This is a genomic window from Salmonella sp. 741265050_HSA (assembly GCF_046569445.1).
Taxonomy (GTDB): Bacteria; Pseudomonadota; Gammaproteobacteria; order Enterobacterales; family Enterobacteriaceae; genus Salmonella; species Salmonella enterica.
The window spans coordinates 180,716-194,321 of the sequence record NZ_JBKFSV010000004.1; the positions used below are offsets into that span (position 1 = coordinate 180,716).

Consider the following 13,606-nt stretch of genomic DNA (forward strand, 5'->3'; position numbering starts at 1 on the left):
ACCGTTCTCGACTCACAAAAGTGATGCCGCTATAATGCGCCGTCTTATATATGAACGTCTTCGGGATGATTCTGACGACAGGGAATGTGATTGATTATGAGAACATCCCGGTTCCGCGAAGCAAATAGCACGTGCTTGCGGAGTAGAGTTGACCGAGCACTGTGATTTTTTGAGGTAACAAGATGCAAGTTTCAGTTGAAACCACTCAGGGCCTTGGCCGCCGTGTAACGATTACAATCGCTGCTGACAGCATCGAGACCGCTGTAAAAAGCGAGCTGGTCAACGTAGCGAAAAAAGTACGTATTGACGGCTTCCGTAAAGGCAAAGTACCGATGAATATCGTCGCTCAGCGTTATGGCGCTTCTGTTCGCCAGGACGTGCTGGGCGATCTGATGAGCCGCAACTTCGTTGACGCGATCATCAAAGAAAAAATTAACCCGGCAGGCGCGCCGAACTATGTTCCGGGCGAATACAAAGTGGGTGAAGACTTCACTTACTCCGTCGAGTTTGAAGTCTATCCGGAAGTTGAGCTGACTGGCCTCGAGTCTATCGAAGTTGAAAAACCGGTTGTTGAAGTCACCGACGCTGACGTTGATGTGATGCTGGACACCCTGCGTAAGCAGCAGGCGACCTGGAAAGAAAAAGACGGCGCTGCGGATGCGGAAGACCGCGTGACCATCGATTTCACCGGCTCTGTAGACGGCGAAGAGTTCGAAGGCGGCAAAGCGACCGATTTCGTTCTGGCGATGGGCCAGGGTCGTATGATTCCGGGCTTTGAAGACGGCGTTAAAGGCCACAAAGCTGGCGAAGAGTTCACTATCGATGTGACCTTCCCGGAAGAGTACCACGCTGAAAACCTGAAAGGTAAAGCGGCTAAGTTCGTTATCAACCTGAAGAAAGTTGAAGAACGCGAACTGCCGGAACTGACCGAAGAATTCATCAAACGTTTCGGCGTTGAAGATGGTTCCGTAGCCGGTCTGCGCGCTGAAGTACGTAAAAACATGGAACGCGAGCTGAAAGGCGCGGTGCGTAACCGCGTTAAGTCTCAGGCGATCGAAGGTCTGGTAAAAGCTAACGACATCGACGTACCGTCTGCGCTGATCGACAGCGAAATCGACGTTCTGCGTCGTCAGGCTGCGCAGCGTTTTGGTGGTAACGAGAAACAGGCTCTGGAGCTGCCGCGCGAACTGTTCGAAGAACAGGCTAAGCGTCGTGTAGTTGTCGGTCTGCTGCTCGGCGAAGTCATTCGTACCAACGAGCTGAAAGCGGACGAAGAACGCGTTAAAGGCCTGATCGAAGAGATGGCGTCTGCTTACGAAGATCCGAAAGAAGTGATTGAGTTCTACAGCAAAAATAAAGAGCTGATGGACAATATGCGTAACGTCGCTCTGGAAGAACAGGCTGTTGAAGCGGTTCTGGCAAAAGCGAAAGTGTCTGAAAAAGCCACTTCCTTCAATGAGCTGATGAACCAGCAGGCGTAATTTTTCGCGTTAAAAGCACGAAATTTGCACAAAAACCCGTCACCTTTCAGTGACGGGTTTTTTTTGTCACGCATTTTGCATGGTAAGGGTGCGAAAACCGCGTTTCAGTGTTAGCGTTAGAGCAAAAGATTGTTATGCTTGAATTATGGCGATGCCGTACCCATTACAGAGGGACTGGCTGATAATCCGTCCATCAGGTTACAATCAGTACAGCAGATTTTTTCAATTTTTATCCAGGAGACGGAAATGTCATACAGCGGAGAACGAGATAATTTGGCCCCTCATATGGCGCTGGTGCCGATGGTCATTGAACAGACCTCACGCGGTGAGCGCTCTTTTGATATCTATTCTCGTCTACTTAAGGAACGCGTCATATTTCTGACCGGCCAGGTCGAAGACCATATGGCTAACCTGATCGTGGCGCAGATGCTGTTCCTGGAAGCGGAAAACCCGGAAAAAGATATCTATCTGTACATTAATTCTCCTGGCGGCGTAATTACTGCGGGGATGTCCATCTATGACACCATGCAGTTTATTAAGCCAGACGTCAGCACCATTTGTATGGGACAGGCGGCCTCTATGGGGGCGTTTTTGCTGACTGCCGGGGCGAAAGGCAAACGTTTCTGCTTGCCGAACTCTCGCGTCATGATCCACCAGCCGCTGGGCGGCTATCAGGGCCAGGCGACGGATATTGAAATTCACGCCCGCGAAATTTTGAAAGTAAAAGGGCGCATGAATGAACTTATGGCGCATCATACGGGTCAATCTCTTGAGCAGATTGAACGTGATACTGAGCGCGATCGCTTCCTCTCCGCGCCTGAAGCGGTAGAGTACGGTTTGGTTGACTCAATTTTGACCCATCGTAATTGATGCCCTGGACGCAAGTGTGCCGCTATACACTTCATCCTTCACGCTACCTCGGTGTTGGCTGCCAGCGCGCCTCCCAGTGACTTACTTATGTAAGCGCCTGCGGAGTCGCTGAGTTGCCGCCTTGATGTAGCTCGAATGATTTTGTGTATATACTAATGAAGGGCGGCACAACGCTGATTAGCGGCTTGCGCCTGAGAATGGCATTTGCGTCGTCGTGTGCGGCACAAAGAACAAAGAAGAGGTTTTGACTCATGACAGATAAACGCAAAGATGGCTCGGGCAAATTGTTGTACTGCTCTTTTTGCGGCAAAAGCCAGCATGAAGTGCGCAAGCTGATTGCCGGTCCATCCGTGTATATCTGCGACGAATGCGTCGATTTATGTAACGACATTATTCGCGAAGAAATTAAAGAAGTTGCTCCGCACCGTGAACGTAGTGCGCTGCCGACGCCGCATGAAATTCGTACTCACCTGGACGATTACGTTATCGGCCAGGAGCAGGCGAAAAAAGTGCTGGCGGTGGCGGTCTATAACCACTACAAGCGTCTGCGTAACGGCGATACCAGCAATGGCGTCGAGTTAGGCAAAAGCAACATTCTGCTGATTGGACCGACCGGTTCCGGTAAAACGCTGCTGGCGGAAACGCTGGCGCGCTTGCTGGATGTGCCGTTCACTATGGCGGATGCGACCACGCTAACCGAAGCGGGTTACGTGGGGGAAGACGTCGAGAATATCATTCAGAAACTGTTGCAGAAATGCGACTACGACGTGCAAAAAGCGCAGCGTGGGATTGTCTACATTGATGAAATCGATAAGATTTCGCGTAAATCAGACAATCCGTCCATTACCCGCGATGTTTCCGGCGAAGGCGTACAGCAGGCGTTGCTGAAACTGATCGAAGGCACCGTCGCCGCGGTTCCACCGCAGGGCGGTCGCAAACATCCGCAGCAGGAGTTCTTACAGGTAGATACCTCTAAGATTCTGTTTATCTGCGGCGGCGCGTTTGCCGGTCTGGATAAAGTGATCGCTAACCGTGTTGAAACCGGCTCCGGCATTGGTTTTGGCGCGACGGTGAAAGCGAAGTCCGACAAAGCCAGCGAAGGCGAGCTGTTGTCGCAGGTTGAACCGGAAGATTTGATCAAATTTGGTCTGATTCCTGAGTTTATCGGTCGTCTGCCAGTGGTGGCGACGCTGAACGAACTCAGCGAAGAAGCGCTGATTCAAATCCTGAAAGAGCCGAAAAATGCGCTGACCAAGCAGTATCAGGCGCTGTTTAACCTGGAAGGCGTCGATCTGGAATTCCGTGACGAAGCGCTGGACGCTATCGCCAGGAAAGCAATGGCGCGTAAAACCGGTGCCCGTGGTCTGCGTTCTATCGTCGAAGCGGCGCTGCTGGATACCATGTACGATTTGCCATCTATGGAAGACGTCGAAAAAGTGGTGATCGACGAGTCCGTTATTGCCGGTCAGAGTAAGCCGTTGCTGATTTACGGCAAACCGGAAGCGCAGGCTTCTGGCGAATAATTAAACATTCATACAATCAGTTAGCCAAAAAAGGGGGGATTTTATCTCCCCTTTCGTTTTTCCTGTAAACACGCCGTTGAATGTGTGGGAAACATCCCCATATACTGACGTACATGTTATAGGTGGTATGGAGCACAGCTATACTATCTGATTACCTGGCGGACACTAAACTAAGAGAGAGCTCTATGAATCCTGAGCGTTCTGAACGCATTGAAATCCCCGTATTGCCCTTGCGCGATGTGGTGGTTTATCCGCACATGGTCATACCCTTATTTGTAGGGCGGGAAAAATCTATCCGTTGTCTGGAAGCGGCTATGGACCATGATAAAAAAATCATGCTGGTCGCCCAGAAGGAAGCATCAACGGATGAGCCGGGTGTAAACGATCTTTTCACCGTCGGGACCGTGGCCTCTATTTTGCAGATGTTGAAACTGCCTGACGGCACCGTAAAAGTGCTGGTCGAGGGGTTACAGCGCGCGCGTATTTCCGCGCTGTCTGACAACGGCGAACATTTCTCCGCGAAGGCGGAGTACCTTGATTCGCCAGCCATTGATGAGCGAGAACAAGAAGTGCTGGTGCGTACCGCTATCAGCCAGTTCGAAGGCTACATCAAGCTGAACAAAAAAATTCCGCCGGAAGTGCTGACGTCACTCAATAGCATTGACGACCCTGCACGTCTGGCTGACACCATCGCCGCGCATATGCCGCTGAAACTGGCGGATAAACAGTCCGTACTGGAGATGTCCGACGTTAACGAACGTCTGGAATATTTGATGGCGATGATGGAATCTGAAATCGATCTGCTGCAGGTTGAGAAACGCATTCGCAACCGCGTGAAAAAGCAGATGGAGAAATCCCAGCGCGAGTACTATCTGAACGAGCAAATGAAAGCGATTCAGAAAGAACTTGGCGAGATGGACGACGCGCCGGACGAAAACGAAGCGCTGAAGCGTAAGATCGACGCGGCGAAAATGCCGAAAGAGGCGAAAGAGAAAGCGGAAGCGGAACTGCAGAAGCTGAAAATGATGTCTCCGATGTCGGCGGAAGCGACCGTGGTGCGCGGCTACATCGACTGGATGGTGCAGGTGCCGTGGAATGCGCGTAGCAAGGTCAAAAAAGACCTGCGTCAGGCGCAGGAAATCCTCGATACTGACCATTATGGTCTGGAGCGCGTGAAAGACCGCATCCTTGAGTATCTCGCGGTTCAAAGCCGTGTAAATAAAATCAAGGGGCCGATCCTGTGTCTGGTGGGGCCGCCGGGGGTAGGTAAAACCTCGTTGGGCCAGTCCATCGCTAAAGCAACAGGGCGTAAATACATCCGTATGGCGCTGGGCGGCGTGCGTGATGAAGCGGAAATCCGCGGTCATCGCCGGACTTACATTGGCTCTATGCCGGGTAAACTGATCCAAAAAATGGCCAAAGTGGGGGTTAAAAACCCACTGTTCCTGCTCGATGAGATCGACAAAATGTCTTCTGACATGCGCGGCGATCCGGCTTCCGCACTGCTGGAAGTGCTGGATCCGGAGCAGAACGTGGCGTTCAGCGATCATTACCTGGAAGTGGATTACGATCTCAGCGATGTGATGTTCGTCGCCACCTCCAACTCCATGAACATTCCGGCGCCGCTGCTGGATCGTATGGAAGTGATCCGTCTGTCCGGTTATACCGAAGATGAGAAGCTGAATATTGCTAAACGTCACCTGCTGCCGAAGCAGATCGAGCGTAACGCGCTGAAGAAAGGCGAACTGACGGTCGACGATAGCGCGATTATCGGTATTATCCGCTATTACACGCGTGAAGCGGGCGTGCGTAGTCTGGAGCGTGAAATCTCCAAACTGTGCCGCAAAGCGGTTAAACAACTGTTGCTCGATAAGTCGTTAAAACATATCGAAATTAACGGCGATAATCTGCACGACTACCTCGGTGTGCAGCGCTTTGATTATGGCCGCGCGGATAGCGAAAACCGCGTAGGTCAGGTGACGGGCCTGGCGTGGACGGAAGTGGGCGGCGATCTGTTGACCATCGAAACCGCCTGCGTACCGGGCAAAGGCAAGTTGACCTACACCGGCTCGCTCGGTGAAGTGATGCAGGAATCCATTCAGGCGGCGCTGACCGTGGTGCGCGCGCGCGCGGAAAAACTGGGTATTAATCCGGACTTTTACGAAAAACGCGATATCCACGTTCACGTGCCGGAAGGCGCAACGCCGAAAGACGGTCCAAGTGCCGGTATCGCGATGTGTACCGCGCTGGTTTCCTGCCTGACCGGTAATCCGGTGCGCGCAGATGTGGCAATGACCGGCGAGATCACGCTGCGTGGTCAGGTATTGCCGATCGGCGGCCTGAAAGAAAAACTGTTGGCGGCGCATCGCGGCGGGATTAAAACGGTCTTAATTCCATTCGAAAATAAACGTGACCTGGAGGAAATTCCGGACAACGTGATTGCCGATCTGGATATTCATCCTGTGAAGCGCATTGAGGAAGTTCTGACGCTTGCTCTGCAAAACGAACCGTCTGGAATGCAGGTTGTAACCGCAAAATAGTGACCTCGCGCAAATAGCGCTAATAAAAACAGGGCTGGCAGGCTATTTCGGACTTGCCAGCCTTTTTTTGTATAGCTAATTTAGATGGTTGATTGGGTCTGCCACCATTAACGGGTGTTGTAAGGGCGTGGCAGGCCTGATATAACTGCTGCGCGGTCGTACTTCGAAGGATTCAGGTGCGATATAAATTATAAAGAGGAAGAGAAGAGTGAATAAATCTCAACTGATCGAAAAAATTGCTGCAGGGGCTGATATCTCTAAGGCTGCGGCTGGACGTGCGTTAGATGCGATTATTGCTTCTGTTACCGAATCTCTGAAAGAAGGGGATGACGTTGCACTGGTAGGCTTTGGTACTTTTGCTGTTAAAGAGCGTGCTGCCCGTACTGGTCGCAACCCGCAAACAGGTAAAGAGATCACCATCGCCGCTGCCAAAGTGCCGAGTTTCCGTGCAGGTAAAGCGCTGAAAGACGCGGTAAACTAAGCGTGATCCCCTCGGGGGATGTGACAAAGTACAAGGGCGCATCAACTGATGTGCCTTTTTTATTGGCGATTCGGGACTTTCTGTGCGTTGCGGGCTGACAATTGCCCTCGTTTCTTGTCACAATAGGCTTTTGTGCGCCGCGTTCAGAAAATGCGATGCGCGTGAAGTCTCTATACGCAAATCATTCAGGTTGCGTCGACGCGGCTACTGAGCGAATCACTCGGTTGCCAGCAGAGAAGCCGCCTGAAAGATAAAGTGTAAAGTCACCTACAGCGGAGTGTGGTTACACCATGATGGACAGCTTACGCACGGCTGCAAACAGTCTCGTGCTCAAGATTATTTTCGTTATCATTATCGTGTCGTTCATTTTGACCGGCGTTAGTGGTTACCTGATTGGCGGAAGCAATAACTACGCCGCAAAAGTGAATGGCCAGGAAATCAGCCGGGCACAGTTTGAGAATGCGTTTAATAACGAACGTAACCGTATGCAGCAGCAGTTGGGCGACAGGTATTCTGAACTGGCGGCCAACGAAGGTTACATGAAAAGCCTGCGCCAGCAGGTGCTGAATCGTCTGATAGACGAAGCGCTGTTGGATCAATATTCCCGCGAACTGAAACTGGGCATCAGCGATGAGCAGGTAAAGCAGGCGATTTTCGCCACTCCCGCTTTTCAGGTGGACGGTAAGTTTGACAACAACCGCTATAACGCGATTGTGAATCAGATGGGAATGACGGCCGATCAGTACGCTCAGGCGCTGCGTAACCAGCTTACCACTCAGCAACTGATCAACGGCGTGGCCGGTACTGATTTTATGCTGAAAGGGGAAACCGACGAACTGGCGGCATTAGTCTCTCAACAGCGCGTGGTGCGTGAAGCCGTTATTGATGTCAACGCGCTGGCGGCGAAGCAGCAGGTGACCGATCAGGAAGTGTCCAGCTACTACGATCAGAATAAAGTCCGCTTTATGACGCCGGAACAGTTCCGCGTAAGCTATATCAAGCTGGATGCCGCGACGATGCAGGCACCGGTCAGCGATGCGGATATTCAGGCCTATTATGACCAGCATGTAGATCAGTTTACTCAGCCGGAGCGTATTCGTTACAGCATTATTCAGACCAAAACGGAAGATGATGCGAAAGCGGTACTGGATGCGCTGAACAAGGGCGAAGATTTCGCCACGCTGGCGAAAGAGAAATCTACCGATATCATCTCTGCGCGTAATGGCGGCGATATGGGCTGGCTGGAAGAGTCTGCCACGGTGCCGGAACTGAAAAACGCCGGATTAAAAGAAAAAGGCCAGATATCTGGCGTGATTAAGTCGTCTGTCGGTTTTCTGGTGGCGCGTCTGGATGATATTCAGCCTGCCAAAGTGAAACCGTTAAGCGAGGTTCGCGACGACATTGCCGCGAAAGTGAAACAAGAAAAAGCGCTGGATGCTTACTATGCGTTGCAGCAGAAGGTGAGCGATGCGGCAAGCAACGACAATGAGTCGTTAGCAGGCGCTGAACAGGTCGCTGGCGTAAAAGCGGTTGAAACCGGCTGGTTTAGCCGTGACACCTTACCGGAAGAGCTGAACTTCAAACCGGTAGCCGATGCTATCTTTAATGGCGGTCTGGTAGGCGAAAACGGTACGCCGGGGCCGAATTCAGACATTATCACCGTAGATGGCGACCGGGCTTTTGTTGTGCGCGTGAGCGAACATAAACCTGAAGCCGTGAAGCCGTTGGCAGAAGTGAAAGAACAGGTCACTGCCCTGGTGAAGCATAACAAAGCGGAACAACAGGCGAAGCTGGATGCGGAAAAACTGCTGGTCGAGCTGAAAGCGGGCAAAGGCGCGGAAGCGATGAAAGCGGCGGGTCTGAGTTTTGGCGAGCCTAAAACGTTAAGTCGTACCAGTCAGGATCCGGTGAGTCAGGCGGCCTTTGCGTTAAGCCTTCCGACGAAAGATAAGCCAGTTTATGGCGTGGCGAACGATATGCAGGGTAACGTCGTTCTGCTGGCGTTTGACGAGGTGAAAGCGGGCGCCATGCCGGAAGCGCAGAAAAAAGCGATGGTGCAGGGCATCACGCAGAACAATGCGCAAATTGTCTTTGAGGCGCTGATGAGCAATCTGCGTAAAGAGGCGAAAATCAAAATCGGCGACGCTCTGGAACAGCAGTAATCGTCGAGGCGCTTCGCAAAAAATTGCAAAACGTTGTATCCCACAAAGGCCGCTTTCGCGGCCTTTTCCATTTCTGAGAATTGCCGTTTGTTCGTTTTTCTCCGCCCCGCTATCGTGGCTGCACTGTTAACAAACAAGGAGAAAACAGTATGAAACACGGAATTAAAGCACTGCTTATTACACTTTCTTTAACCTGCGCGGGCATGGCCCATAGCGCGCTGGCGGCGACGCCTGTCGCAAAAAATGCAGCAGTGGAAACAAAAGCGGATACGCCTTCTTCATCCTCCGCCAAAGCGGCATTACCTGCTAAAGCCAGCGATGATGAAGGTACCAGGGTGAGCATTAATACCGCGTCTGCGGAGGATCTGGCGCGGGTGATGAACGGCGTTGGGCTGAAAAAAGCGCAGGCTATTGTGAGCTATCGGGAGGAGTATGGTCCTTTTAAAACGGTGGATGATTTAAAGCAGGTGCCGGGAATGGGAAGCGCGCTGGTGGAGCGTAATCTGGCAGTTTTAACATTGTAATCACTTGCACAGTGGCCAAAATTTGCCAGACTGTAGAGGTCATACCAGTTATGACCTCTGTACTTGTCGTTTACTTATAACAACAACGTAAGGTTATTGCGCTATGCAAACACAAATCAAAGTTCGTGGATATCATCTTGATGTTTATCAACATGTTAATAATGCCCGCTATCTGGAGTTTCTGGAAGAGGCCCGTTGGGATGGGCTGGAAAACAGCGACAGCTTTCAGTGGATGACGGCCCGCAATATTGCCTTTGTGGTGGTAAACATCAATATAAATTACCGTCGCCCGGCGGTATTGAGCGATCTACTGACCGTGACCAGCCAGGTACAACAGCTTAACGGTAAAAGCGGCGTATTAAGCCAGACGATTACGCTGGAGCCAGAAGGGCAGGTGGTGGCTGATGCGCTCATCACGTTTGTTTGTATTGATTTAAAAACGCAAAAAGCGCTGCCGCTGGAAGGCGAATTGCGTGAAAAGCTGGAACAGATGGTGCAATAACGCCTCGCTGTCTGATGGCGTTGAACTGATCAGACCTGGCGATATTGACCATGGTGCATATCGCCAGGCCGGATAAGGCGCGTGCGCCGCCATCCGGCAAAACAATCACCTTAACCCGGTTTTTTGCTTCATTGCCGCCATCACCGCCGCTTTATTCGACAGATAATGATTCAGGCCGTTAGCGCGCAGATTACAGGCTGCGCAATGACCACAGCCATCGCCTTTAATGCCGTTATAGCAGGTCAGCGTCTCTTCGCGAACTAAATCCAGTTGGCCCCAATAATCGGCCAGCGCCCAGGTTTCAGCTTTATCAATCCACATTAAGGGTGTTTCGAAACGGATATCTTTCGCCATGCCCAGATTCACCGCGTGATTCAGCGCCTTGACGAACTCATCGCGACAGTCTGGATAGCCGGAAAAATCGGTCTCGCAAACGCCGGTGATCACCGCTTCGGCTTTGACCTGATAAGCGTAAATCGCCGCCAGCGTCAGAAAGAGAATATTGCGTCCCGGTACGAAAGTATTGGGGATACCGTCAGCGTTCGGTTCATAGTCCGGCACCGGAATGCTATCCCGCGTCAGGCTGCTGACCGCCAGTTCGTTCAGCAAAGTGACATCCAGCACTTTATGCGCGCGTGCGCCAAGTTTTAACGCCAGTGCGCGCGCGACATCAATCTCTGCGCGGTGGCGCTGACCATAATCAAACGTGACACAATGCACTTCATCATACTGATGCCGCGCTTGCGCCAGACAAGTGGTGGAGTCCTGACCTCCACTAAATACAACAACGGCGCGTTTCATAGTTATCCTGATCAATGACGAAAGCCAATATGGTAACGCGTACGGATAATCCCGACCAGCTTCTTCACGGCGAAGGCGGAGGAAGCCAGGCTTCGCTAAATTCAAACCAGCCGCGAGGGGTGAGTCGAACGCCGTTAACGCCCGGTGGGGCGCTGATGCGATAGTGATAATTAAATAGTGGCGTAAGTGTGGCGTCATCCATCAGGTTGGCAAAAACTTGTTGTAGCGCGGCGCGGCGATCTTTTTCATTGGGCTGAATTTGCAGAGCGTCAAGCGTAGCCTGCAGATGGGAAAACGCAGGCGCGTCAAGGACATGTGGCCAGATCTGATCGCAACGTAGCCACTGCTCCAGCGTATATTCCGGCGCTTCGCCGATCAGCCTGTCGCCCATCATCAGATCCGCTTGCGCCAACGCAGGGCAGTTATCCCAGTTTTTGGCATTATGAAAAATCAACGTTAACTCACAGCCGAGCGTCGCCAGGTAATGTCGAAGCTGTTCCGCCATCGTATGCAGCTCTACGGGAAGGTGATACGCCAGGGTAAGTTTTTTCGGCAATGGCGTTTCATCAACGTCCTGCCATTGCGGGATTGTCCAGCCGGGTAGCAGCCCCTGACTTGGCATAATCAAGTTCTCATCTACCGGTAAGGTTTTCAGCAGCGAAGTATGATGGATAATATGTATCAGACGCCGCGCCTGCTGTACGTTGAGCCGTGAGCCCTTTTTGAGGGTTAAATAACAAAAGCCAAGACTGATACCACTACTTACCTGACTCAGCGTCGCCAGCTCTTCCGGTTTGCCGATGGCAATCTGCACCGGATGGCGGCAACTGGTGCCCAGATCCTGGGCAAACAGTTGCGGGGTGATCCAGAATTCAATCGCTTTCAGCAGCGGATGGCTGAGGTGATAATGGTCATGACTTTCCAGACGCACCAGTTCCGGCGTGAACAACGCCAGGCGAAAAGGACCGGTGCCGATAAGCGGCAGGTCAGGATGCGCCAGACCGCTACAATAGCTCGCCAGACGATGCGCCAGCCAGTAATCAGGTCGGTGAAGGAGAAAGGTCAGGCACTGAGGATGCGTTACTTCGATCCGTGCGACGCTAATAAACAATTTGCTTAGCGCCGGTAGGGTAAGCAGCCTTTCCAGGCGTTCGTGTAGCTGCGCGGTGTCCACCGCATCGCCATTATGCCAGTGCAGCGTGGAGCGAATATAAAAATCCCAGCGTAAACCGTCGGCGGAAACCTCCCAGTGATGCGCCAAATCCCCGCAAGGATATTGACTGTCGCGGTCGAAGCGCGTTAACCCGGAAAAAACTTGCCCTGCGAGATGCTGTTCCGCGCGTCCTGGCAGGAAACCCGGCTGCAGCGGATCAAGCGGACGATAGTAGGGAATACGCAATGTCGGCGTATCGTTTTGCCATTGGCCGCCCATAAAAGGCTGGAGCATCGCCCGTAACTCGCCCGGCGCCAGTTGCGCCAGTTCCAGTACGTTGAGCTGCTGCCCTTTTTCCAGCGCCTGTTCCATCATGGCGGTGCGGAGCGATTCCGGCGTGACCAGAAACTGGAGCCGTCCACGTTTCCCGCGCCCGGACTGCGCCTCCCATCTTAGCCAACCCGCCTGCTGGGCCTGACGCAGCAGCGTTCGCAGATGGCGCTCGCTACAAAAACAGCGTTCGGCCAGTTCGCTAACGGTGACATGTTGCGTTTCCCCGGCGGAAGGCTGCCAGAGGCGTTGATATTGATTAAGCCGATTCAGTAGCCTCATAGAAACCCGGAACACTTCCTTTTATCTGTTCACTATTACTTCCGTATATCTCAGGTAATACTGAACAACAAGTTAACCGCGTCACAGTGTGGAGAAAGAGATGGCCCGTCTGGCAGCATTTGATATGGATGGCACGTTATTAATGTCCGATCACCATTTGGGTAGAGAAACGATCGCCACGCTGTCGCGTCTGCGCGAACGCGATATCACCCTGACATTCGCTACGGGTCGTCATGTGCTGGAGATGCGGCATATTCTGGGGACGCTTTCACTGGATGCTTATCTTATTACCGGTAACGGGACGCGAATTCACTCGCTGGAAGGCGACGTGCTGCATCGTCAGGATCTCGATCCTCAGGTTGCCGATACGGTGATGCACCATGCCTGGGATACCCGAGCCAGTATGCATGTGTTTAATGACAACGGCTGGTTTACAGGCCAGGAGATGCCCGCGCTACTCCAGGCGCACGTCTACAGCGGCTTTCGTTATCAGGTTATCGATATAAAAAGTATTCCGGCCCATCAGGTGACGAAGATCTGTTTTTGCGGCGATCATGACGATCTGATCCGTTTGCGCATTCAGCTCAATGAGGCGCTGGAAGAACGCGCGCACCTCTGTTTCTCTGCCGTCGACTGCCTGGAAGTGCTACCGCTGGGGTGCAATAAAGGATCGGCGCTGGCGGTATTGAGCAACCATTTAGGGCTTTCACTGGCAGATTGCATGGCGTTTGGCGACGCGATGAACGATCGGGAAATGCTGGGCAGCGTCGGGCGGGGGCTCATTATGGGCAATGCCATGCCGCAGCTTATCGCCGCGCTGCCACACCTTTCGGTTATCGGACATTGTGGTAATCAAGCGGTATCACACTTTTTGACGCATTGGCTGGACAATCCGCATCTACCTTATTCCCCCGAATGAGAGATCTCTTCCAGCAAGCCAGACATTCAGTCTGGCTT

11 protein-coding genes are annotated in these 13,606 nt (G+C 52.3%); 9 read left to right on the top strand and 2 right to left on the bottom strand.

The window, feature by feature from the left end; translation table 11 throughout:
* Positions 1–182 precede the first annotated feature (182 nt).
* The 8 genes from tig to fadM all read left to right on the top strand — a co-directional run bounded on the left by tig (position 183) and on the right by fadM (position 10,083).
* Positions 183–1,481, top strand: coding sequence for a trigger factor (tig, locus tag ACLD4F_RS11755; protein ID WP_001198406.1), 1,299 nt, complete (start codon positions 183–185; stop codon positions 1,479–1,481).
* Positions 1,482–1,727: 246 nt separating this feature from the next.
* Positions 1,728–2,351: an ATP-dependent Clp endopeptidase proteolytic subunit ClpP gene (gene clpP, locus ACLD4F_RS11760; RefSeq protein ID WP_000122257.1), complete on the top strand. Its 624-nt coding sequence runs from the start codon at positions 1,728–1,730 to the stop codon at positions 2,349–2,351.
* Between the two features lie 251 nt (positions 2,352–2,602).
* Entirely contained in the window at positions 2,603–3,874 is a 1,272-nt protein-coding gene (gene clpX / locus ACLD4F_RS11765; RefSeq protein WP_000130314.1) for an ATP-dependent protease ATP-binding subunit ClpX, read from the top strand.
* A 185-nt stretch (positions 3,875–4,059) separates the two neighbouring features.
* Entirely contained in the window at positions 4,060–6,414 is a 2,355-nt protein-coding gene (gene lon, locus ACLD4F_RS11770; protein ID WP_001067723.1) for an endopeptidase La, read from the top strand.
* A 190-nt stretch (positions 6,415–6,604) separates the two neighbouring features.
* On the top strand, positions 6,605–6,895 hold the full coding sequence (hupB, locus tag ACLD4F_RS11775) for a nucleoid-associated protein HU-beta (protein WP_254888479.1): 291 nt from the start codon (positions 6,605–6,607) through the stop codon (positions 6,893–6,895).
* 290 nt (positions 6,896–7,185) lie between these two features.
* Positions 7,186–9,057, top strand: a complete 1,872-nt coding sequence (ppiD, locus tag ACLD4F_RS11780) for a peptidylprolyl isomerase (RefSeq protein ID WP_000969434.1) — start codon at positions 7,186–7,188, stop codon at positions 9,055–9,057.
* A 149-nt stretch (positions 9,058–9,206) separates the two neighbouring features.
* Positions 9,207–9,581, top strand: a complete 375-nt coding sequence (locus ACLD4F_RS11785) for a helix-hairpin-helix domain-containing protein (protein ID WP_000680322.1) — start codon at positions 9,207–9,209, stop codon at positions 9,579–9,581.
* Positions 9,582–9,684: 103 nt separating this feature from the next.
* Entirely contained in the window at positions 9,685–10,083 is a 399-nt protein-coding gene (gene fadM, locus ACLD4F_RS11790) for a long-chain acyl-CoA thioesterase FadM (RefSeq protein WP_001194543.1), read from the top strand.
* Between the two features lie 105 nt (positions 10,084–10,188).
* Here fadM and queC read toward each other — a convergent pair whose 3' ends face one another.
* Entirely contained in the window at positions 10,189–10,884 is a 696-nt protein-coding gene (queC, locus tag ACLD4F_RS11795) for a 7-cyano-7-deazaguanine synthase QueC (protein ID WP_000817201.1), read from the bottom strand.
* Between the two features lie 64 nt (positions 10,885–10,948).
* Positions 10,949–12,649, bottom strand: coding sequence for an SgrR family transcriptional regulator (locus tag ACLD4F_RS11800; protein WP_001238162.1), 1,701 nt, complete (start codon positions 12,647–12,649; stop codon positions 10,949–10,951).
* 100 nt (positions 12,650–12,749) lie between these two features.
* On the opposite strand from ACLD4F_RS11800, the gene cof reads away from it, so the two are divergent.
* A complete protein-coding gene (cof, locus tag ACLD4F_RS11805) occupies positions 12,750–13,568 on the top strand; it encodes an HMP-PP phosphatase (RefSeq protein WP_411010852.1) in 819 nt (272 codons plus the stop codon).
* The last annotated feature ends 38 nt before the right edge of the window (positions 13,569–13,606 follow it).

What these genes read in the sequence shown, in the direction of transcription:
- tig (WP_001198406.1), top strand. Translation starts at nt 183, where the DNA reads ATGCAAGTTTCAGTTGAAACCACTCAGGGCCTTGGCCGCCGTGTAACG.
- clpP (WP_000122257.1), top strand. Translation starts at nt 1,728, where the DNA reads ATGTCATACAGCGGAGAACGAGATAATTTGGCCCCTCATATGGCGCTG.
- clpX (WP_000130314.1), top strand. Translation starts at nt 2,603, where the DNA reads ATGACAGATAAACGCAAAGATGGCTCGGGCAAATTGTTGTACTGCTCT.
- lon (WP_001067723.1), top strand. Translation starts at nt 4,060, where the DNA reads ATGAATCCTGAGCGTTCTGAACGCATTGAAATCCCCGTATTGCCCTTG.
- ppiD (WP_000969434.1), top strand. Translation starts at nt 7,186, where the DNA reads ATGATGGACAGCTTACGCACGGCTGCAAACAGTCTCGTGCTCAAGATT.
- ACLD4F_RS11785 (WP_000680322.1), top strand. Translation starts at nt 9,207, where the DNA reads ATGAAACACGGAATTAAAGCACTGCTTATTACACTTTCTTTAACCTGC.
- fadM (WP_001194543.1), top strand. Translation starts at nt 9,685, where the DNA reads ATGCAAACACAAATCAAAGTTCGTGGATATCATCTTGATGTTTATCAA.
- queC (WP_000817201.1), bottom strand. Translation starts at nt 10,884, where the DNA reads ATGAAACGCGCCGTTGTTGTATTTAGTGGAGGTCAGGACTCCACCACT.
- ACLD4F_RS11800 (WP_001238162.1), bottom strand. Translation starts at nt 12,649, where the DNA reads ATGAGGCTACTGAATCGGCTTAATCAATATCAACGCCTCTGGCAGCCT.
- cof (WP_411010852.1), top strand. Translation starts at nt 12,750, where the DNA reads ATGGCCCGTCTGGCAGCATTTGATATGGATGGCACGTTATTAATGTCC.